This is a genomic window from Pseudomonas sp. S34, from assembly GCF_009866745.1.
Taxonomy (GTDB): Bacteria; Pseudomonadota; Gammaproteobacteria; order Pseudomonadales; family Pseudomonadaceae; genus Aquipseudomonas; species Aquipseudomonas jessenii.
The window spans coordinates 2,922,027-2,941,944 of the sequence record NZ_CP019398.1 but is presented as its reverse complement, the minus strand read 5'-3'; the positions used below and the strand labels follow the sequence as shown (position 1 = coordinate 2,941,944).

The 19,918-nt window shown below is 60.5% G+C and carries 18 protein-coding genes; 15 read left to right on the top strand and 3 right to left on the bottom strand.

Annotated elements, in window-relative coordinates:
- Positions 1–25 precede the first annotated feature (25 nt).
- The 9 genes from PspS34_RS13105 to PspS34_RS13065 all read left to right on the top strand — a co-directional run bounded on the left by PspS34_RS13105 (position 26) and on the right by PspS34_RS13065 (position 10,191).
- Positions 26–1,114 carry a polyamine ABC transporter substrate-binding protein gene (locus PspS34_RS13105; protein WP_159389880.1) on the top strand — a complete coding sequence of 363 codons (1,089 nt, stop codon included), beginning with the start codon at positions 26–28 and terminating at the stop codon, positions 1,112–1,114.
- Positions 1,111–2,412 carry an FAD-binding oxidoreductase gene (locus PspS34_RS13100; protein ID WP_057714934.1) on the top strand — a complete coding sequence of 434 codons (1,302 nt, stop codon included), beginning with the start codon at positions 1,111–1,113 and terminating at the stop codon, positions 2,410–2,412. The genes PspS34_RS13105 and PspS34_RS13100 overlap by 4 nt, the downstream gene beginning before the upstream one ends.
- Before the next feature lie 239 nt (positions 2,413–2,651).
- Positions 2,652–3,248, top strand: a complete 597-nt coding sequence (locus PspS34_RS13095; RefSeq protein WP_057714935.1) for a paraquat-inducible protein A — start codon at positions 2,652–2,654, stop codon at positions 3,246–3,248.
- Positions 3,245–3,901, top strand: a complete 657-nt coding sequence (locus tag PspS34_RS13090) for a paraquat-inducible protein A (protein WP_150813220.1) — start codon at positions 3,245–3,247, stop codon at positions 3,899–3,901. The genes PspS34_RS13095 and PspS34_RS13090 overlap by 4 nt, the downstream gene beginning before the upstream one ends.
- A complete protein-coding gene (locus PspS34_RS13085) occupies positions 3,882–5,558 on the top strand; it encodes an MlaD family protein (RefSeq protein WP_150813221.1) in 1,677 nt (558 codons plus the stop codon). Before PspS34_RS13090 ends, PspS34_RS13085 begins: the two co-directional genes overlap by 20 nt.
- Positions 5,559–5,575: 17 nt before the next feature.
- Entirely contained in the window at positions 5,576–6,133 is a 558-nt protein-coding gene (locus PspS34_RS13080; RefSeq protein ID WP_150813222.1) for a PqiC family protein, read from the top strand.
- 375 nt (positions 6,134–6,508) lie between these two features.
- Entirely contained in the window at positions 6,509–7,522 is a 1,014-nt protein-coding gene (locus tag PspS34_RS13075; protein ID WP_150813223.1) for an iron ABC transporter substrate-binding protein, read from the top strand.
- A gap of 3 nt (positions 7,523–7,525) precedes the next feature.
- On the top strand, positions 7,526–9,124 hold the full coding sequence (locus tag PspS34_RS13070) for an iron ABC transporter permease (RefSeq protein ID WP_150813224.1): 1,599 nt from the start codon (positions 7,526–7,528) through the stop codon (positions 9,122–9,124).
- On the top strand, positions 9,121–10,191 hold the full coding sequence (locus tag PspS34_RS13065; protein WP_057714941.1) for an ABC transporter ATP-binding protein: 1,071 nt from the start codon (positions 9,121–9,123) through the stop codon (positions 10,189–10,191). The genes PspS34_RS13070 and PspS34_RS13065 overlap by 4 nt, the downstream gene beginning before the upstream one ends.
- A gap of 4 nt (positions 10,192–10,195) precedes the next feature.
- Here the strand turns inward: PspS34_RS13065 and PspS34_RS13060 are convergent, their stop codons facing one another.
- Complete coding sequence (locus tag PspS34_RS13060) at positions 10,196–11,134, bottom strand: tyrosine-type recombinase/integrase (protein ID WP_057714942.1); 939 nt, start codon at positions 11,132–11,134, stop codon at positions 10,196–10,198.
- Positions 11,135–11,462: 328 nt separating this feature from the next.
- Here PspS34_RS13060 and PspS34_RS13055 point away from each other — a divergent pair, with 328 nt between their 5' ends.
- The 6 genes from PspS34_RS13055 (at position 11,463) to PspS34_RS13030 (ending at position 17,333) form a co-directional block, all read left to right on the top strand.
- Positions 11,463–11,618, top strand: a complete 156-nt coding sequence (locus PspS34_RS13055; protein WP_159389879.1) for a hypothetical protein — start codon at positions 11,463–11,465, stop codon at positions 11,616–11,618.
- Positions 11,596–12,975 (top strand): UDP-glucose/GDP-mannose dehydrogenase family protein, encoded by a 1,380-nt coding sequence (locus tag PspS34_RS13050; protein ID WP_057714943.1) that lies wholly within the window; start codon positions 11,596–11,598, stop codon positions 12,973–12,975. The genes PspS34_RS13055 and PspS34_RS13050 overlap by 23 nt, the downstream gene beginning before the upstream one ends.
- 215 nt (positions 12,976–13,190) lie before the next feature.
- The gene (locus tag PspS34_RS13045; protein WP_159389878.1) at positions 13,191–14,369 is read left to right on the top strand and encodes an MFS transporter; all 1,179 of its coding nucleotides are present in this window, start codon (positions 13,191–13,193) and stop codon (positions 14,367–14,369) included.
- A 158-nt stretch (positions 14,370–14,527) separates the two neighbouring features.
- Entirely contained in the window at positions 14,528–15,235 is a 708-nt protein-coding gene (locus PspS34_RS13040; protein WP_154908981.1) for an HPP family protein, read from the top strand.
- A gap of 97 nt (positions 15,236–15,332) precedes the next feature.
- Entirely contained in the window at positions 15,333–16,805 is a 1,473-nt protein-coding gene (locus PspS34_RS13035; RefSeq protein WP_159389877.1) for a nucleobase:cation symporter-2 family protein, read from the top strand.
- Positions 16,806–16,862: 57 nt separating this feature from the next.
- Positions 16,863–17,333, top strand: a complete 471-nt coding sequence (locus PspS34_RS13030; RefSeq protein ID WP_154908980.1) for an LEA type 2 family protein — start codon at positions 16,863–16,865, stop codon at positions 17,331–17,333.
- A gap of 35 nt (positions 17,334–17,368) precedes the next feature.
- On the opposite strand, the gene PspS34_RS13025 is transcribed toward PspS34_RS13030, so the two are convergent.
- Positions 17,369–18,385 (bottom strand): AraC family transcriptional regulator, encoded by a 1,017-nt coding sequence (locus tag PspS34_RS13025; protein ID WP_150813258.1) that lies wholly within the window; start codon positions 18,383–18,385, stop codon positions 17,369–17,371.
- A 183-nt stretch (positions 18,386–18,568) separates the two neighbouring features.
- Positions 18,569–19,912, bottom strand: a complete 1,344-nt coding sequence (gene pssA / locus PspS34_RS13020; RefSeq protein ID WP_154860069.1) for a CDP-diacylglycerol--serine O-phosphatidyltransferase — start codon at positions 19,910–19,912, stop codon at positions 18,569–18,571.
- Positions 19,913–19,918: the final 6 nt, after the last annotated feature.

Here is a 19,918-nt window from a genome sequence, read left to right as displayed (position 1 = left end):
CCAATAATTCCAAGAAGGTATCGATATGCGTCTATTGAAATCCATGGTCCCGACCGCACTCGCGGTCTTGTTCAGCGCCGTTGCCCAGGCTCAGCCACAGGTCAGCGTCTACAACTGGACCGACTACATCGGCGAAACCACCCTCGCCGACTTCCAGGCCAAGACCGGGATCAAGGTGATCTACGACGTATTCGATTCCAACGAAACCCTGGAAGGCAAACTGCTTGCCGGTCGTACCGGGTATGACGTGGTGGTGCCGTCCAACCACTTCCTCGCCCGCCAGGTGAAGGCCGGCGCGTTCCTCAAGCTCGATCGCGAGCAACTGCCGAATTTCAAGAACCTCGACCCGAAATTGCTGGCGCTGCTGGAGAAAAACGATCCGGGCAACGCACACTCGGTGCCGTACCTGTGGGGCACCAACGGCATCGGCTATAACGTCGACAAGGTCAAGGCTGTGCTGGGCATCGACAAGATCGACTCCTGGGCCGTGCTGTTCGAACCGGAGAACATCAAGAAGCTCAGCGCCTGCGGAGTGTCGATGATGGACTCGGCGGACGAAGTGTTCCCGGCGATGCTCAACTACATGGGCATGGACCCGCGCAGCGAAAACCCCGAGGACTTCAAGAGGGCCGAAGCCAAGCTGCTGCAGATCCGCCCCTACATCACCTACTTCCACTCCTCCAAGTACGTGTCGGACCTGGCCAACGGCGATATCTGCGTAGCGTTCGGATACTCGGGTGACGTGTTCCAGGCCGCCAACCGCGCCAAGGAAGCCGGCAACGGCGTGAACATCGCCTACGCCATTCCCAAGGAAGGCGCCAACCTGTGGTTCGACCTGCTGGCCATCCCCGCCGACGCCAGCAACCCGAAGGAAGCTCATGCCTTCATCAACTACCTGCTGGACCCGCAAGTGATTGCCAAGGTCAGTGAGTCGGTCGGCTACGCCAACCCGAACCCGGCCGCCAAGCAGTACATGGACCCTGAGCTGGTCAGCAACCCCGAGGTTTATCCGTCCCAGGAAGTCCTCGACAAACTCTACATCTCCACCACGCCGCCGCAGTCGATCATGCGCCTGATGACCCGTTCGTGGAGCAAAGTGAAGTCCAACAAATGAATCAGTACACCAAGGAACACACCCACTCCTATTACGCAGCGTCCGCCAAGGGCATGAGGCAGCGCCCCGCGCTGGCCTCGGACCTGGTGGCCGATGTCTGTGTGGTCGGCGCGGGTTTCACCGGCATCAACACCGCCATCGAGCTGGCCCAGCGTGGGCTCTCGGTAGTCCTGCTGGAGGCCCGACGGATCGGCTGGGGCGCCAGCGGGCGCAACGGCGGCCAGTTGATTCGTGGTATCGGCCATGACGTCAGCGGTTTCGCCAAGCACATCGGCGCCGATGGCGTGCAATACCTGGAACACGCCGGGAACGAGTCGGTGCAAGTCGTGGCCAATCGCATCCGCGAGCACGGCATCGATTGCGACCTGAGCTGGGGCTTCTGCGAACTGGCCAATACCCCGGCCCAGTTCAAGGCGCTCAAGGCCGAGCAGGTGCAACTGATTGAATCCGGCTACGCCTTTGAAACCCGCCTGGTGGCGCCAGAACAAATCCGTGAACAGGTGGTGAACTCCGGTGTGTACGCCGGCGGCCTGGTGGACATGGGCTCGGGGCATTTGCATCCGCTGAACCTGGTCCTTGGCGAAGCGCAAGTTGCCGAGTCCCTTGGGGTGCGGATTTTCGAGCAGAGCCCGGTGCTGGAGTTGATCCATGGCAGCACGGTGCAAGTGCGCTGCGCCGGTGGCACTGTGAGTGCAGGCACGTTGGTGCTTGCTTGCAATGCCCATCTGGAAGAGCTCGAACCGAAGCTCAGCGGCAAAGTACTCCCGGCAGGCAGCTACATCATCGCCACCGAACCCTTGTCGCAAGAGGCCGCTGCAAAACTGATCCCGCACAATGTTGCGCTGTGCGACCAGAAGGTCGGCCTGGATTACTACCGGCTCTCGGCTGACCGGCGCTTGTTGTTCGGTGGTGCCTGCCATTACTCCGGGCGCGATCCTTCGGACATCAGCGCCTACATGCGCCCGCAGATGCTCAAGGTGTTCCCCCAACTGGCCGATGTGCGCATCGACTATCAGTGGGGCGGCAAGATCGGCATCTCGGCCAACCGCTTCCCCCAGGTCGGGCGCCTGAGCCAGCACCCGAACGTGTTCTACGCCCAGGGCTATTCAGGCCATGGCCTGAACGTGACCCACTGGTGCGCGAAGTTGTTGGGCGAAGCGATCCATGCCGGCCACAGCAAAGGCTTCGACGTGTTCAGCGCCGTGCCGCACATGACCTTCCCCGGCGGACGCGCCCTGCGTTCACCCTTGCTGGCCCTTGGCATGTTCTGGTATCGGATGCGGGAAATGCTGGGCTGACGTAGGCCTGCCGGGCGCCTGCTAACCACTGTGGGAGCGAGCTTGCTCGCGATAGCGACCTGAAATCCAATGATTGGGTTGTCTGGCACACCGCTATCGCGAGCAAGCTCGCTCCCACACTGTTTTACGTATTCCCTCTTCTACCATCCCCTTGTTTCGACTTTCGATTTGCTCAATTGCGAGTCACTTCTATATTGAGGGAGTGCTCTGAACTTCCTGCCTTCTGTCGAGCTTGACCCATGGCGACTACTGATCAGCTGATCATCTGCGAGCACTGCGACAGCGTGTACCAAAAAGTAACGCTCGCCAAACATCAAAAAACCCTGTGTACACGCTGCGGCGGCGTGCTTCAGCGCTATAACGGCCTCACGGTGGAGCAGCGGCTTGCGTTGACCTTCACCGCGTTGATGCTCTGGATATTCGCCAATTTCTATCCGGTAATGAGCATCAACCTCAAAGGCGTGAAGAACAGCGCAACGCTCTGGGACTCGGTGCTGGCCCTGAGCCTGGGGCCTATCACCTTCATTGCCATGGTGGCGGCAATCGCCATGATCATCGCGCCGATTTTCCAGTTGCTGCTGCTGATCTGGGTGCTGGGCTTCGCACTCGGCGGGCGACGCTCGCCCGGATTCAAATTCTGCATGCGCTGGCTCGAAACCCTGAGGCCCTGGAGCATGCTCGAAGTCTGCCTGCTGGGCGCCATGGTCGCGGTGATCAAGCTCGCCGGACTGCTCGATGTGCTGCCCGGCATAGGGTTGTTTGCCCTGGCGGCACTGAGCCTGATGATGATCCGCATCGCCGGGCGCGACATCCGCGAACTATGGGACATTGTATGAGCACGCCTCCTTACGCCGACGAGCTCAACCTGTGCCTGTGCCACACCTGCGGCCTGGCCTGCGACATGACTTGCGAGCCCCACGAATGCGAGCGTTGCGGTGCACCGCTGCACCGGCGCAAAGCCAATTCTCTGGCCCGCACCTGGGCCTACATGATCGCGGCCCTGGTGTTCTACATCCCGGCCAACCTGTTGCCGGTGATGAACACCGAGATGGTCGGCAACGGCGCCGACAGCACGATCATGAGCGGCGTGCTGGAGTTCTGGGAAGCCGGGGCCTGGGATATCGCCCTGATCATATTCATTGCCAGTATCGCGGTGCCGGGAATCAAGTTCGTCGCCATCACATTGCTGCTGGTCACCGTGCAACGCGACAGCGAGTGGGCACGCAAGGAGCGGTCGACGCTGTACCGCTTCGTCGAAGTCATCGGTTACTGGTCGATGCTCGATGTGATCGTGGTCGCCCTGGTGGCCTCGCTGGTGAAATTCCAGGCCCTGGCCGACATCGAACCGCGCCCGGGCATTCTGTTCTTTGGTCTGGTAGTGGTGTTCACCATGCTTTCGGCAATGAGTTTCGATCCCCGCATGATCTGGGATAAAGAACGGAAAAACCCACACAATGAGGAGGTCACTGATGAAGTCACAAGCCACTGACGGGCCACAAGCTCCCGGGCAGGCTCCGATCAAGACCCGCCGTTTCAGCGTTTCGCTGGTCTGGATCGTCCCGATCGTCGCGGTGCTGGTGGGTATTTCGCTGGTGGTCCACAGCATTTTGCAGCAGGGCCCGACCATCGTTGTCACGTTCAAGACCGGTAACGGCCTGACCGCGAACAAGACCGAGGTCAAATACCGCAATGTCGTGATTGGTCATGTCTCCGATGTGGAGCTCAGCGGTGACCAGAAAAGCGTCAATGCCACCATCAAACTGGAAAAGCAGGCCGAAAGCTTTACCCGCGAAGATTCGCAGTTCTGGGTTGTGCGGCCGCGCATTGGCGCGGGCGGTGTATCGGGGATCGATACGCTGCTGTCGGGCGATTACATCGGGGCCGATATCGGCCAGGCCAACGGCCGGGCAAAAAACTTCATCGGACTGGAGAATCCGCCACCCATCACCTACGGCGAACCGGGCAAGCGTTTTACGCTGTTCACCCAGGACCTGGGATCGCTGGACATCGGTTCTCCGGTCTACTACCGCAAGATCCCCGTGGGCCAGGTGGTGGCCTACGCGCTGGACCCGGATGGCAAGGGCGTGAACATTGAACTGTTCATCCATGCACCCCATGACAAGTACGTCACCGAAAACACCCGTTTCTGGAACGCAAGCGGCATTGACGTGAACGTCGGCGCCAATGGCTTTGCGGTCAAGACCGAGTCGTTGTCTTCCTTGCTGGTGGGCGGCATAGCCTTCCGCGCGCCCGACTACAGCCCCAACGACAAGCCGGCTGCCGCAGAGTACGCCTACGAATTGTTCGACGACCAACAAACCGCCCTGGCCCCGCCAAACGGCAAGCCGCAGTATCTGGCCATGCGTTTCGACCAGGCACTGCGCGGGCTCAAGGTCGATGCCCCGGTGGAGTTCCTCGGTGTGGAAATCGGCAAGGTAGTGGCGGTCAATCTGGATTACGACGAGAAAAAGCGCTCCTTTCCGGTCAACGTCGGTATCGTGATCTACCCGCAGCGCCTGGGCCAGGCCCATGTCAAAATGCTCAAGGCGCTCAATCATGACCCTGATAACGAAGCCGCTGGCGTACGCTTGATCGGTACCTTTATCGAAAACGGCCTGCGTGCCCAGGCCCGCACCGGCAACTTCCTGACCGGCCAGTTGTACATTGCCCTGGACTTCTACCCCAAGACCGACAAGGTCGCCTTCGATGTAAACGCACGCCCGGTCATGATTCCGACCATTCCCGGCAGCCTCGAGCAATTGCAGGAAAAACTCGAATCCATGGTCGACAAGATCAACAAACTGCCGATCGAGCGTATTGCCGGCAATCTCGATGGCAATCTCGTCGAACTGCGCAAAGGCATGATGCAATTCAACGGAAAGATCTTGCCTGGCGTGCAAACCACTTTGTCGGATGTCAGCAAGACGCTGGAAACGGCCAATTCGACCCTGCAGTCGGCCAGTTCGACCTTGGCCGAGGATTCGCCGCAACGGGAAAAACTGGGGCTAACCCTGGATGAACTGGGACGCACGTCCAGATCCTTGCGTGATCTTTCGGATTACCTGGGACGGCATCCGGAATCGCTGCTTCGCGGCCGCCCGAATAATGCCGCCCCCATGGATCTGCAAGGGCCTCCGCGCAATTGAACACAGGAGCAACACCCATGGCTTTACCGCTGAAGTTAACTCTGGTCACCACGATGTTGCTGCTCGCCGCCTGCCGCAGCGACCCGATTCAATTCCATACCCTGACCCCGGCCCAGGAGGGCAATCACTCAAGGACCACCGTCGGCGTGATCCAGATCGAGTCGATCAGCGTGCCGCCCCAGGTCGATCGTGCGCAGATCGTCATTCGCGAGGGCAACAGTGGCCTGGCGATCCTGGAAACCCAATGGTGGGGCGCGACCCTGGTGGACGAACTGCGCAGTGCGTTGGTCGATCAACTGAGCAACAGTCCTGTACAAGGCCGACACTCGGTGCGGGTCGATGTGCAGCGTTTCGACTCGGTGCCCGGCCAGTACGCCTTGATGGACGTGGAATGGCGCCTGCGCAGCGCCAGCACCGGCGACACGGCACGGTTGATTTGCCGCAGCACCTTGCAAACGCCCTCGGGTGCGAGCATCGATGACCTGGTGCTTGCCCAGCAAAACAACGTCAAACGCCTGGCCGCGCTGATCAGCCAGGCTGCCGTCAGACCACAGGCAAGCTGCCCTGCGCCCTGAATGTATTCCTCCCCAGGATCAACGGCGACAGGTTCGCCGTTAATCCGTCCTTCCTGTTTCCTGCTGTCATTCCCCGAGAGAGGCGGCCCGCAGCAACTGGCAACGTCAAATACGCCGAGGCACACGACAAAAAGGCAGCCGGGGCAGCGTCATATTCTGATCGGCGGCATCGTTTGATCGACGAGTCGAAACACAGCGGGCACAGTGCTGCTAATCTGAATGAAAATTACATGTATTAACGGTTTTTTTGACGTTATTTTCTCATTTGGATCTCTACATTTCCCGCACTTCAAAAACATGCAAATGATTCGCATTGGTTAACTGGCGTTTGAATGCGCATGACTTTCAAAAAATGCACCAGGAGCAGCCCGCAGAATGATTCCAAAAATCCCTTCGTTCTTGAAAAAAGCCCTGCTGGCCACCGCTTTGCTGAGCGCTGGCCAGGCCTATGCAGCCGACTCCGTCGGCATCGTGGTGTACAACGCGCAACACGCAGGCCTGACCAAGGCCTGGGTCGAGGGCTTTACCCAGGAGACCGGTATTCCCGTTACCTTGCGCAACGGCGATGACACCGAAATGGGCAACCAGATCGTGCAGGAAGGCGCGGCTTCGCCGGCGGACGTATTCCTGACCGAGAACTCCCCGGCCATGGTCCTGGTCGACAACGCCGGGCTGTTTGCGCCTGTCGATAAGGCCACGCTGGAGCAGATTGACTCCGCCTACCGTCCGGCCCACGGCAAATGGGTAGGCATTGCCGCGCGCTCCACGGTGTTCGTCTACAACCCGAGCAAACTGCCAGAAGCCGACCTGCCGAAATCGATCATGGACCTGGCTTCACCGAGCTGGAAGGGTCGCTGGGGTGCATCGCCCGGTGGTGCTGACTTCCAGGCCATCGTCGCTGCCATCCTCCAACAAAAGGGTGAAGCCGCCACGCTGGATTGGCTCAAGGCGATGAAAACCAACTATGCCAACTACCGTGGCAACAGCTCGGTACTCAAGGCCGTGAATGCCGGGCAGATCGACAGCGGCGTGATTTACCACTATTACAGCCTGGTGGATCAGTCCAAGACCGGCGAAAACAGCAAGAACACCGCCCTGCACTATTTCAGGCACAAAGACCCGGGCGCTTTTGTTAGCATCTCCGGCGGCGGCGTCCTCGCTTCCAGTAAACACCAGGAGCAAGCCCAGGCGTTCCTCAAGTACATTACCGGCAAGGATGGCCAGGCTGTCCTGAAGAACGGCAAGTCGTTTGAATACGCCGTGGGCAAAGGCGCTGAATCCAACCCTAAACTAGTGCCTCTGAATCAACTCGATGCGCCGACTGTCGATGCGTCAAAACTCGACAGTAAAAAAGCCGTGGAGCTGATGACACAGGCCGGACTGCTCTAATTGATGCCAGAAACCCTGCCTGCGGAGGTCGCTGAGGCGACACCCGCACATTTGCGTCGACGTTCCCGCGGAGTTTTTGCGGGACGTGGCGGTGTATGGGTGATCGGTTTGTCGGTGCTGGTTTCATTACTGGCACTGCTACCGATCGCCTACGTTATTGGTGTGTCCCTGCAAACCGGCTGGTCAACCGTTGTGGCCCTGGTGTTCCGCCCTCGGGTCGGTGAACTGCTGGCCAACACCGTGCTGCTGGTGCTGCTGACGATTCCCTTGTGCGTCGCGCTGGGGGTGACGCTGGCCTGGCTCACGGAACGCACGAATCTGCCGGGGCGGCGCTGGTGGTCGTTGCTGGCCACCGCGCCGCTGGCAGTGCCTGCGTTCGTTCACAGCTACGCCTGGGTCAGCCTGGTGCCACCGATTCACGGCTTGTTTGCCGGTGTCCTGGTCTCGGTCATCGCCTACTTCCCGTTCCTGTATTTGCCGGTAGCGGCCACTTTGCGCCGGCTCGATCCGGCCATCGAAGACGTCGCCGAGTCCATGGGGCTCAAACCCTGGAAAGTGTTTTTCCGCGTTGTGTTGCCGCAATTGCGCTTGGCGATCTGCGGCGGCGCCTTGCTGGTCGGCCTGCACCTGCTGGCCGAATATGGCCTGTACGCCATGATCCGCTTCGACACCTTTACCACCGCGATCTTCGATCAGTTCAAATCGACCTTCAACGGCGCAGCGGCGCACATGCTGGCCAGTGTGCTGGCGCTGTGTTGCCTGTTGCTGTTGACGGCCGAATCCGCCGCCCGGGGTTCGGCGCGTTACGCCCGCGTCGGTTCGGGAAGCGCCCGGGAGCAACGGGTTGTACGCCTGAAACCGGTATCCACCCTGCTCTCGCTGACGCTGCAGATCATGACCTGCGCCCTGGCCCTTGGCGTGCCCTTGATCACCCTGGGCAAGTGGCTCATCGCCGGAGGCGTGGAAGTCTGGGACATGGCCGAATTGTTGCCTGCACTGGAGCAAACCCTGTTGCTGGGCATCGGGGGGGCGGCGCTGACCACCTGCGCGGCGATCCCGATTGCCTGGCTGTCGATCCGCTACCCCGGTCGATTGCAACGGGTGCTGGAAAGCTGCAACTACATCACCAGTTCCTTGCCCGGCATTATCGTGGCGCTGGCACTGGTGACCGTCACGATCCACTTTGCCCGGCCGATATACCAGACCACCTTCACCGTGCTGCTGGCGTACCTGTTGATGTTCTTGCCCCGTGCCCTGGTGAGCCTGCGCGCGGGCATTGCCCAGGCCCCGGTGGAACTGGAAAACATTGCCCGCAGCCTTGGCCGCTCGCCAGCCCGGGCACTGTGGCTGATCACCTTGCGCCTTGCTGCCCCGGGGGCGGCCGCCGGCGCGGCGCTGGTGTTCCTGGCGATCACCAACGAACTGACCGCCACACTGCTGCTGGCCCCGAACGGCACGCGCACCCTGGCGACCGGGTTCTGGGCCTTGACCAGCGAAATCGATTACGCAGCCGCCGCACCCTACGCCTTATTGATGGTTGTGCTGTCGCTTCCGTTGACCGGACTTCTTTATCACCAATCGAAAAAAACGGCTGGCCGATGAACACTCTTGAATTGAATGCCCTCTACAAGTCCTATGGTGCCCATTGCGCCCTGGACAACGTCAGCCTCTCGGTGCCCAGCGGCAGTCGCACGGTCATCGTAGGCCCCTCCGGCTCGGGCAAGACCACGTTGCTGCGGATGATTGCCGGTTTCGAGTTCCCCGATTCCGGACGCCTGTCGCTCAATGGCCAGACCCTGGTCGACGGCACCCACGAAGTGCCGGCCCATCAACGCCTGATCGGCTACGTGCCACAGGACGGCGCACTGTTCCCGCACATGACCGTGGCAGCGAACATCGGTTTCGGCCTGGCGACCAAGGGCACAGAAAAACAGCAGCGCGTTGCCGAACTGATGGACAGCGTGGCGCTGGACGCGAAGATGGCCGAGCGCTGGCCCCATGAATTGTCCGGTGGCCAGCAACAGCGCGTGGCCCTGGCCCGGGCCTTGGCGCAACAGCCACGACTGATGCTGCTGGACGAGCCGTTCTCGGCGCTCGACACCGGATTGCGCGCCGCCATGCGCAAGATGGTTGCACGGCTGCTGGAGGACGCGGGCGTCACCACCATTCTGGTCACCCATGACCAGAGCGAAGCCCTGTCGTTCGCCGACCAGTTGGCGGTGATGCGTCATGGCCGACTGGTCCAGTCAGGGCATCCGCTGGACCTTTACCGCTATCCCGAAGACGAGCAAACCGCGCTGTTCCTGGGGGATGCCGTGGTGATGCCCGCACGCATCGAGGCTGGTTGGGCCCATTGCGACCTGGGCCGGATCCCCGTCAACAACCACCGCAACAACAGTTCGGCGCAGATCATGCTGCGCCCCGAACAACTGCAACTGGCCAGCATCCTCCCCAGCGACCCGGAAGCCAGCGGTTGCCGGGCCGTGGTCACCGATCGGGATTTCAGCGGCAACACCTGCACGCTGACGGTGGAACTGCAGCCATTGACCCGCAACGCGCAGTCGGGCCGATCACTGCTGGTGCGCAGCTCAGGCATGTATGCACCACCCGCCGGCAGCTCGGTTCAAGTCTCGACCATCGGCCATGCCCATGTACTGAGCGAGGTGTGATCGTTCACAGATCGAATCGATCCACCGCCCGACGCCGCTCGTTGTCATCGCGCACATCGTAGTTGGCCGTGGTCTGGATATTGCTGTGGTGCGCCAGCTTCTGCGCAATCGACAAGTCATGCTCTTCGATCACCCGGGTGATGAATGAACGCCGGAAGTCGTGGGGCATGATTTTCACCCCGACCTGCGCGCCCCGTTGCCGGGCGATGTAGTAAATCGCGTGTTTGGTGATGCGCTCCCGGGTGATGTGGCTGCCACGGCGGATGCGGTTGAACAGGAACGGGTCGTCCGACTCGCCGTCCTTGAGCATCGAACGGCGCAGCTCGAGCCAGGCTTCAAGCTTGGCGAAGGCCCAGGCCGGTGCGTACTTGATCAACTGTTTGTTGCCCTTGGCTGTCACCCGCAGGCTGCGCTCGGTGAAATCGACCTGGTTCAGCTCCAGGTTCACCGATTCGGATTTGCGCATCCCGGAACCGTACAAAATCCCGATGATCGCGGCATCCCGCAGGCCTTGCGGCCGCGGATCGGCAGCGCAGACCGCCATCAGTTCCTGGATCAGCGTACGCCTGAGATTGCGCCCCTGGGACAGCCGTGTACCGGCCATGCCCTTCACCGTACGCATCTTCAACAGATGCTCCTGAGAGATCAGGCTCATACGCCACGCTTCGTTCATCACCCCACGCACTGCGTTGACATAGAGCGAAGACGTGTTCGGCGCATAGCCGTCCGAACGCAAGGTGGCCACCAACGCAATGACGTCCTCTGGCTGCAGATTGTGCCAGGGAATTTCCTCGATATCGTGGTCTTCGAAGCCCAGGCGGTCGGCGGCATCCTGCAGCACATAACGCATGGTCAGTTGGCTGGACGGCGCCAGTCGCGCCAGATACAGGGTCAGTGGATTGGTGAGGGGTGTGCGTGAATCAGATACAGGTAAGTCAATCAAACGAAACGGCCTTGAATTAAAACAGTTAAGTGAAACAACTAATAAGTAAAAAAACAATGATGTAAAGGCTATTTACGTTTACAGCCCCGGGGCTGCCCAAGAGTCAGGCATTTCTCCCTTTTTCCCGACACGGTATCGGCGACGAGGAAATCGCTGCCGTAGAGCATGCCGCGGTTCTTCAGGCCTTGCGCCCGTTGCACTACTGGGCAGCGTCGGCATTGTCCTGACGGTTGAAACGGCCGGATGTGGCTTTTTTCAACACGATAGACAAATTGAAATATGACCTTGCCTATCCTGACTCGGTTTTGATTATTCCTCAGGCGGCACCATGAGCCTGCAATTGCTGCTGGTCGCCTGTCTGCTGACCCGTCTGGAAAAGCCTTGGCGTGGCATTGCTCATCCTCGGCGTCATAACCATCAATATCCCGACCTGCTCGTCCGCCTGAATCAAGGAGTGACCCATGAAAATCAGTGTATTTGGTAGCGGATATGTCGGCCTGGTGCAGGCAGCGGTATTGGCGGAAGTCGGCCACGACGTGGTCTGCATGGACGTTGACGAAAATAAAGTCGAACTGCTCCAGCAGGGCCACGTGAGTATATTCGAACCCGGGCTGGCCAGCCTGGTACGCGAAGGCCTTGACGCCAGGCGATTGCAGTTCACCAGCGACGAAAAATTCGCCGTCCAGCACGGGCAGGTGCTGTTCATCGCGGTTGGCACCCCGTCCCGGGACGACGGCTCGGCGGACTTGCGCTACGTGATGTCGGTGGGCGACGCCGTGGCCCGTCATCGCGAGCAACCGGCGATCCTGGTGGAGAAATCCACCGTCCCGGTCGGCACCGGCGATGCCTTGCGTGCACACATCGACAAATGCCTGATCAGCGTCGGGCGCGTATTGCAGTTCGATATCGTCTCCAATCCGGAATTCTTGAAAGAAGGTTCGGCCGTGGCCGACTGCCGACGCCCCGACCGTATCGTCATCGGCTGTGAACGCGAAGAAGTGCGTGAGGTGATGCGTGATCTGTACTCGCCCTTCAACCGCAACCATGAGCGCATCATGTTCATGGACCTGCGCAGCGCCGAGCTGACCAAGTACGCCGCCAACTGCATGCTGGCGACCAAGATCAGCTTCATCAACCAGATCGCAGAACTGGCCGAACACCTGGGTGCCGACATCGAATCGATACGCCTGGGCATCGGCGCCGACTCCCGCATCGGCTACCACTTCATCTATCCCGGTTGCGGCTACGGTGGCTCATGTTTCCCCAAGGACATGCGCGCCCTGATCCACAGCGCTGAACAGGCCCATTGCTCCAGTGACCTGCTGCAAGCGGTGGAAGCCATCAACGAGCGGCAGAAATACAAGCTGTTCGAGCGCATCAACGCGTTCTACAAGGGCGACTTGCGTGGCAGGACCTTTGCTCTGTGGGGCCTGGCATTCAAACCAAACACCGACGACATGCGCGATGCGCCGAGCCGGGTGTTGCTCGAATCCTTGTGGGCCGCCGGAGCGAATGTCCGTGCGTTCGATCCGGAAGCCATGCAGGAAACCCAGAAGCTGTATCCCGATGAATCGAAGCTGATGCTCATGGGTACACCCGAGTCGGTCTTGTCCGGTGCCGATGCACTGATCATCTGCACCGAATGGCAACAGTTCAAGGCGCCGGACTTTCAACTGATCCGACAGCGGCTCAACGCACCGCTGATCTTCGATGGCCGCAACCTTTACGACACAGACCGTCTGGCACGCATCGGTTTCACCTACTTCCCGATAGGTCGGGGAGAGTCGAGCAAATTGCCTATTCCGTACCAGCAATGGTTTGCCGAGTCAGTGGTCGCCTGAACAGCCTGTTCCCTCACATCCGCCAACAGTCTCCCGCGCTGGCTCTGCACGGCCGTCGGTGCATTGCCGCCAGTGCTGGGCGGGCGGTTCGACAAGAATGATTTTGTGCTGCGGCACCTCAAGCAAATCCCGTAGCAACGACCGCGTGTCTGACTGCTAGAGTAGCGCTCACGATCGGGCTGATGCCGGCCCGATCGAATAAGGATATTCGCGCCGTGACCAGCTACTCCCCCCTCATCCGCCGCCTGTTGATCTGCTCGCTGACCATCGTCGTCAGCCGCGCCATCACCAGCCCTTTGCTCACGCTATTCGTCAGCGACAAGCTGGGGCTCAACCAGCAGGACGTTGGCTTGCTGCTCGGCATTGCGGTGTTCGTCGCCACCCTGCTCTCCCTGTATGGCGGCTACATCATCGATCGCTTCGAAAAGCGCCGGTTGCTGATTCTCTCGATGGCGTCCAGCGCTGTCGGCCTGGTGTTGCTGACCTTTGCTGAAAACCTCTACCTGACGACCATCACCCTGATCGTCACCGAAACCGCTTCATCGCTGTTCCTCATTGGTTCGAAAGCGATCCTCAGCGACAACCTCCCGGTGGGTCAACGCGCCAAGGCGTTTTCCCTGAGCTATACGCTGACCAACATTGGCTACGCTGTCGGGCCGATGCTCGGTGTGCTGATTGCCGGAGCCTTTGCCAGTGCCCCCTTCCTGATCGCTGCGGCCATCGCTTTTTTCAGTATTTTCCTGATGACCGGGATCGCGAAGGACCCGGCGCGCTCGCCTGTCGGCGGCCAGGGGCAGAGTTTCCTCAAAACCCTGATCACCCTGAAAAACGACCGCACCCTGATCCTGTTCACCGCCGGCTGCCTGCTCAGCACCGTGGTGCACGGGCGATTTACCTTTTACCTGTCGCAGTACCTGCTGGTGACCAGTAATCCCCAACACACCATGGAAATCATGGCCGCCCTGCTCGCCTGCAACGCCATCAGTGTGATCTTGTTGCAATACCAGATCGGGCGTTTTCTCAAGCGCGAGCAACTGCGCCAATGGATCGTGGCCGGCACCGGCCTGTTCATCCTCGGGCTGATCGGTTTCAGCCTGGCGGACAGCCTGGTGAGCTGGTGCGTGGCGATGTTCATCTTCACCCTCGGTGAAATCATCATTTACCCGGCCGAGTTTCTCTTCGTCGACACCCTGGCACCGGAAGAACTGCGGGGCAGCTACTACGGCGCGCAAAACCTTGCTGCCCTTGGCGGTGCGTTGAGCCCGGTGATTTGCGGCTTCATGCTGATGCACACCCCGGCGCCGACGATGTTTTATGCCTTGAGCGCACTCGCGGCCCTGGGTGGTTTGCTGTGCTACACAAGCGGTCGACGGAGCAAATTACAGCAAAATTAATGCACTGAAAGCTCATTAATATGAATTTGTCAGTAGCAGGATTGGACGGCACACTGTGCGCGTTCCTCCCCCAACAGTTGGAACAACTTCAAGGGCTTTCTGGGTTCCCCAGCCAAGCCCTTTTTTTTGCCTGGATTTTCTGCCGGAGTCTTCTCGAAATGCTTGCTCGCTGGTTGCCCGCTGCCATCAACACCCGCCCCACCGAATGGAGCCGCGCCGCCATCGGCATGGCCCTGGGGACACTGATGAGCGTGTGGCTCTGTAGCCAGGTGTTCGGCATTGAGGTGGCCCAGCACCTGATCGGCCCGCTGGGGGCGTCGGCGGTGCTGTTGTTTGCCGTGTCTTCGGGCGCGCTCGCCCAGCCCTGGTCGATTCTCGGTGGTTACTTGAGCGCCGGTGTGATTGCCCTGCTGGTGGCCCATGTGTTGGGCCGGACCCTGGGTAGCGCTTGCCTGGCGGCGGGCATGGCGTTGATCCTGATGTGCTGGCTGCGGTGCCTGCATCCACCGGCCGGTGCGTTGGCCCTGACCCTGGTGCTGGCCGACCCGGCAACCATTGCCATGGACTGGAAAGCCATTGGACCGGTGATGCTCAGCGCGGCGACGATGCTGCTGTGCGCCCTGGCCTACAACAACCTGACCCGCGTTCGTTACCCCAAGAGCGCCAGCGAGCCCGCGGCCAGGATTCCTGCCGATCACCCGCCGGTCGACCGTCAGGCCATCACCGCCGAAGACCTGAAACTGGCGTTGGCCGACATGGAAGCGTTCTATGACGTGACCCCCGAAGACCTTGAACAGTTGATCCAGGCCAGCCAACTGCACGCCAAACGCCGCAGCGTTGGCGAAGTGCTCGCCCCACGACTGTAAGTCGCTGTTCTGGAGGTTCTTTTGCCGTGGCCGGGCGGTTCTGGCATCCTGCGCCTCCATTTTCTGACCCGGCCCGCCTTCTGGCACGCAAACCACCATGACCGCCTCCGAAAAAGCCCCCGTTCCACGCCTCAGCGACCTGATCTACGGCCTCGATGACCGCCCGCATCTGACCGCTACCGTCTTCGCCGCCCTGCAACACGTGCTGGCAAGTTTCGTCGGCATCATCACCCCGACGCTGATCATGGGCAGCGCCCTGGGCCTGCAAAGTGAAATTCCTTACTTGATCAGCATGGCGCTGTTCGTCTCCGGCCTGGGTACCTTCGTGCAGGCGCGGCGCTTCGGCCCGGTGGGCTCTGGCCTGTTGTGCCTGCAAGGCACCAGTTTCTCGTTCATCAGTGTGATTCTCAGCGCCGGCTTCATGGTCAAGGCTCGTGGTGGCGGTACCGATGAGATTCTCTCGACCATTTTCGGCGTGTGCTTTTTTGCCGCGTTCATCGAGGTGGTGTTGAGCCAGTTCATTGGCAAATTGCGCATGCTGATCACCCCGGTGGTGACCGGCACCATCATCACGCTGATGGGCTTGTCGCTGATCAAGGTGGCGATGACCGACATCGCCGGCGGCTTCGGCGCCCCGGACCTGGGGGCGGCCAGTCACCTGGCCCTGGCGGCGCTGGTGCTGGGAACCATCGTAGTGTTGAACCGGGTGGATGAGCCGTTTCTGCGCCTGGGGGCGATTGTCATCGGCCTGACCCTGGGCTACGGGGTGGCATGGCTCATGGGCCAGGTGGATTTCAACAGCCTGCCCGAAGTGCCGCTGATGAGCGTACCGGTGCCGTTCAAATACGGGTTCTCCTTCGATTGGGTGGCGTTCATTCCGGTGGCGGTGATTTTCCTCGTGTCGCCGCTGGAGGCCGCCGGTGACCTCACCGCCAACTCGATGATCTCCCGGCAACCGGTCAAGGGCCCGGTGTACATTCGCCGGATCAAGTCCGGCCTGCTCGCCGATGGCCTCAACTCGGCCATGGCCGCGGTGTTCAACAGCATGCCGATGGTGACCTTCGCCCAGAACAACGGAGTGATCCAGCTCACCGGCGTGGCCAGCCGCTACGTGGCGTTTTTCATTGCCGGATTGCTGGTGGTGCTTGGCCTGTTCCCGATGATCGGCGCGGTACTGCAACTGATGCCGAAACCGGTGCTCGGTGGTGCGGAACTGGTGATGTTCGGCACCGTCGCCGTGGCCGGGATCAAGATTCTCGCCGAGGCGGGCCTGCATCGTCGCAACATGCTGATCGTGGCGATTTCCATCGGCATGGGCCTGGGCGTGGCCGCCGTGCCGGAAGTCTTGCGTGAACTGCCCAAGGCCCTGCACAACATTTTCGAATCGCCCATCACCGTCGGCGCGCTGTGCGCTATCGTTCTTAATATCTTCCTGCCCGAGGAGTTCATCGAGCTGGAGGAGGACGAATTCGATCCGGAAGCCTCCGTGCTTCAGGTGATGCAGAACCCCGATGTGACCGCCAGGGATGAACCCGCAAAGGCTGCGGTGGTTGCACAGTCGAACCACTAGGCGGGCTCAAGGGCTGAGCCGCTGGCGGTTCAGCCTTTTTCAGATGAGAACACGTCCATGCGCAGCCTCCACGCGGTCCTGATTTCCCTCCTGCTTTGTCTGAGCGCCTGTTCCTCGCTGCCCAATCGAGACCCGTTGAAAATCAACGTCGTGGATGTCGAACCCCTGCAAGGCGAAGGCATGGAAGTGCGCTTTGCCGTGAGAATCCGCGTGCAGAACCCCAATGACTACACCCTCACCTACAGCGGCGTTGCCCTGGACCTGGACATCAACGGCCAGCCCTTCGCCTCTGGCGTCACCGATGAGAGGGGTACGATCGGGCGCTTTTCCGACACCATCGTCAGCGTACCGGTCAGCGTTTCGGCGTTTTCGGTGATCCGCCAGACCTATGGCATCAGCCAGATGGAAACCCTCAACAACATGCCTTATGTCCTTCGCGGCAAGCTCTCGGGTGGGGTGTTCAACACGAAGCGTTTCGTGGACAGTGGCACGCTCAATCTGCCTGGACCGACCACTGGCAGCCGTTAAACGCCTTGGATGAATAGGCTGTTGCGCCGCTGAAGTCACTCGGTGTCATTGAGAATCAGGCTGCGGTAATGCCCCGGATTTGACCCCGACCATTTGCGAAACGCCTTGTAGAACGAACTGACGTCAGCGAACCCGAGCCGCGTGGCGATTTCGCTGAAGCTGATCGTGGGTTCCGCCAGCCAGACAATCGCCAACTCCTTGCGCACGCTGTCCTTGAGGCCTTGATAGGTTTGCCCTTCTTCGGCCAGTCGGCGGCGCAAGGTTGAAGCCGACATGCACAGGCGTTGTGCCAGGGCTTCGGTTTCCGGCCAGTGTTCGGCCGGCAGGTGGCGCAGGTCGTGTTTGATGCGGCTGGCCAGGCTCTGCGGATCGCGGTACTTCACCAGAATGTTCGCCGGCGCACGGGCCAGGAATCGCTCGAGTTCTTCAGGGCTGCGCTTGATGGGCAGGTCCAGGCAATCGGCGGAGAAAATCATCCGGGTGCGTGGGCGGTCGAAGCGCAGGTTCTCGGAAAACATCACCTGATAGTCATCGCAGAAATCCGGCCTGGAACAGCGCAGCTCGATGGCAAGGATCGGAATCCGCCGTCCTGCCAGCCAGCAGGCAACGCCGTGCACGATCATCCAGTAAGTGAAATAAGTGAAGGCCCGGCGCGGGTCCTTGTCGTCCTCCAGCAGGACGATTTCCGCCAGGCTTTGCTGACGTACCAGCTGCGCCGGCAAGTATTCGAGGATCAACGACAGAAACGCCAGGCCGCTGGCCACTCCCGCCGCCACGTTGGGCTGGAGCATGGCGCTGCGGCACAGGAACGCAAAGCTGCCGGACTTGAGTTTGCGTGGGTCCATGCCAAAGAACTCATCATCCCCGCGCCGTGCCAGCAACCGCCACAGGCGCGCATAAGCCGTGGCCGGAACGCGGGCGTCGGTGCTGCCCAACAGTTGCGGGTCGATGCCGACCTTGATCAACACCTCATCTGTGGCGATTCCTGGCGCGCAGCTTTGCAACAGTGCTTCACGCACCAGTTGAATGGAGATGGTGTCTTTTTCCGACATGGATCGCGGCAAGCTCTGTTCTTGTTCGAGTGGGGGGCATATTAGCTGAAACAGTATCCCTGTTGATTGATCCGCCGCTATCGCGAGCAAGCTCGCTCCCACACTGGATCTGCGTTGTTCACAAATGCTGTGAACACCCGGATTCCTGTGGGAGCGAGCTTGCTCGCGATGGCTTTTCTGAATTCACAGAATGCGGTAGAGCAACCGTTCGATCCGCACACGACTCACACGCTTGAGGAACTTGGCCACGCCCGCCGGGTATTCGGCCAGGGTTTCCAGGTTCTGGAAGTGCTCGATTCGCCGGGTGTGCTGGAAGATCTCCGCCAGCTCTTTGCCACGCGGTTCCAGCAGTTCGCCATGGGGATCATCGAGCAACAAGGCGTTTTCCAGATCGAGTCGAAACGCCCGCGGGTTGAGGTTGTTACCGGTCAGCAAGGTATAGCGCCGGTCGACCCACATGCCCTTGAGGTGGTAGGTGTTGTCACCGTCGCGCCACAGGTGCAGGTTCAACTGCCCGCTGTCGATGTTGCGCTGATGACGCTTGGCAAACCGGCGCAAGCTGATTTCGTACAGGTACGGCAGCGCCGAAATGACCCGGAACGGTTCGCTCGGCGGAATGTAGAAGTCGTTGGCCGTCTTGTCGCCGACCACGATGTCGATCTTCACCCCGCGGGCCAGCGCGCGGTTGATCTCGCGGATGATCGCCAGCGGCAGGTTGAAGTACGGTGTGCAAATGGTCAGTTGCTGCTGGGCGCTGGCGATCAGTTCGCAGATCACCCGGTTCAGCGGATTGTTCTTGCCGACGCCAAGCAGCGGGCTGACGGACAAACCGGTCCTGTCGGTGGTGCCCTGCGTGGTGTCGTACGCCGCGTGCTTGAGGCGGCTGCGCAGGTCACCGATGTCATTGCGCAGGCTGCGGGTGGTCGGCAGGTTTGGCAGGTCGAGGCGGTGCACCGCTTTGGAAGCCACCAGGCCGTGCTGCACCAGGTGCTGCATCGAATCGGCCAGTTCACGATTGTGCAGCAGGTGATAGCGGTCGTAACGGTACTTGTCGAACTTGTGCAGATACACGTTGTTCAGGCTCGCACCGCTGTAGATCACGCAGTCATCGATCACGAAGCCTTTAAGGTGCAACACACCGAACAGTTCGCGGGTTTGTACCGGGACGCCGTAGATCGGCACTTCGCTGGCATGGGTGCGGGTCATTTCCTGATACCAGGCGGAGTTGCCCGGTTGCTTGCCGGCACCGATCAGGCCGCGCTGGGCGCGCAGCCAGTCGACGACCACCACCACGTCCAGTTCCGGACGCGCCAGTTTGGCGGCGTGCAAGGCATCGAGAATTTCCTGGCCGGCTTCATCCTGTTGCAGATACAGCGCAACGATGTAGATGCGCCGGGTCGCGCTGGCGATTTTCTCCAGCAGGCAACGACGGAATTCGGCAGCGCCGCAGAGGATGCCAACGGCATCGGCCGTCAGCGGAAAACTGCGCAACTTGGGCAGCAGGGAGCGTTTGAAAAGCGACGGCATAGGGCT

What these genes read in the sequence shown, in the direction of transcription:
- PspS34_RS13105 (WP_159389880.1), top strand. Translation starts at nt 26, where the DNA reads ATGCGTCTATTGAAATCCATGGTCCCGACCGCACTCGCGGTCTTGTTC.
- PspS34_RS13100 (WP_057714934.1), top strand. Translation starts at nt 1,111, where the DNA reads ATGAATCAGTACACCAAGGAACACACCCACTCCTATTACGCAGCGTCC.
- PspS34_RS13095 (WP_057714935.1), top strand. Translation starts at nt 2,652, where the DNA reads ATGGCGACTACTGATCAGCTGATCATCTGCGAGCACTGCGACAGCGTG.
- PspS34_RS13090 (WP_150813220.1), top strand. Translation starts at nt 3,245, where the DNA reads ATGAGCACGCCTCCTTACGCCGACGAGCTCAACCTGTGCCTGTGCCAC.
- PspS34_RS13085 (WP_150813221.1), top strand. Translation starts at nt 3,882, where the DNA reads ATGAAGTCACAAGCCACTGACGGGCCACAAGCTCCCGGGCAGGCTCCG.
- PspS34_RS13080 (WP_150813222.1), top strand. Translation starts at nt 5,576, where the DNA reads ATGGCTTTACCGCTGAAGTTAACTCTGGTCACCACGATGTTGCTGCTC.
- PspS34_RS13075 (WP_150813223.1), top strand. Translation starts at nt 6,509, where the DNA reads ATGATTCCAAAAATCCCTTCGTTCTTGAAAAAAGCCCTGCTGGCCACC.
- PspS34_RS13070 (WP_150813224.1), top strand. Translation starts at nt 7,526, where the DNA reads ATGCCAGAAACCCTGCCTGCGGAGGTCGCTGAGGCGACACCCGCACAT.
- PspS34_RS13065 (WP_057714941.1), top strand. Translation starts at nt 9,121, where the DNA reads ATGAACACTCTTGAATTGAATGCCCTCTACAAGTCCTATGGTGCCCAT.
- PspS34_RS13055 (WP_159389879.1), top strand. Translation starts at nt 11,463, where the DNA reads ATGAGCCTGCAATTGCTGCTGGTCGCCTGTCTGCTGACCCGTCTGGAA.
- PspS34_RS13050 (WP_057714943.1), top strand. Translation starts at nt 11,596, where the DNA reads ATGAAAATCAGTGTATTTGGTAGCGGATATGTCGGCCTGGTGCAGGCA.
- PspS34_RS13040 (WP_154908981.1), top strand. Translation starts at nt 14,528, where the DNA reads ATGCTTGCTCGCTGGTTGCCCGCTGCCATCAACACCCGCCCCACCGAA.
- PspS34_RS13035 (WP_159389877.1), top strand. Translation starts at nt 15,333, where the DNA reads ATGACCGCCTCCGAAAAAGCCCCCGTTCCACGCCTCAGCGACCTGATC.
- PspS34_RS13030 (WP_154908980.1), top strand. Translation starts at nt 16,863, where the DNA reads ATGCGCAGCCTCCACGCGGTCCTGATTTCCCTCCTGCTTTGTCTGAGC.
- PspS34_RS13025 (WP_150813258.1), bottom strand. Translation starts at nt 18,385, where the DNA reads ATGTCGGAAAAAGACACCATCTCCATTCAACTGGTGCGTGAAGCACTG.
- pssA (WP_154860069.1), bottom strand. Translation starts at nt 19,912, where the DNA reads ATGCCGTCGCTTTTCAAACGCTCCCTGCTGCCCAAGTTGCGCAGTTTT.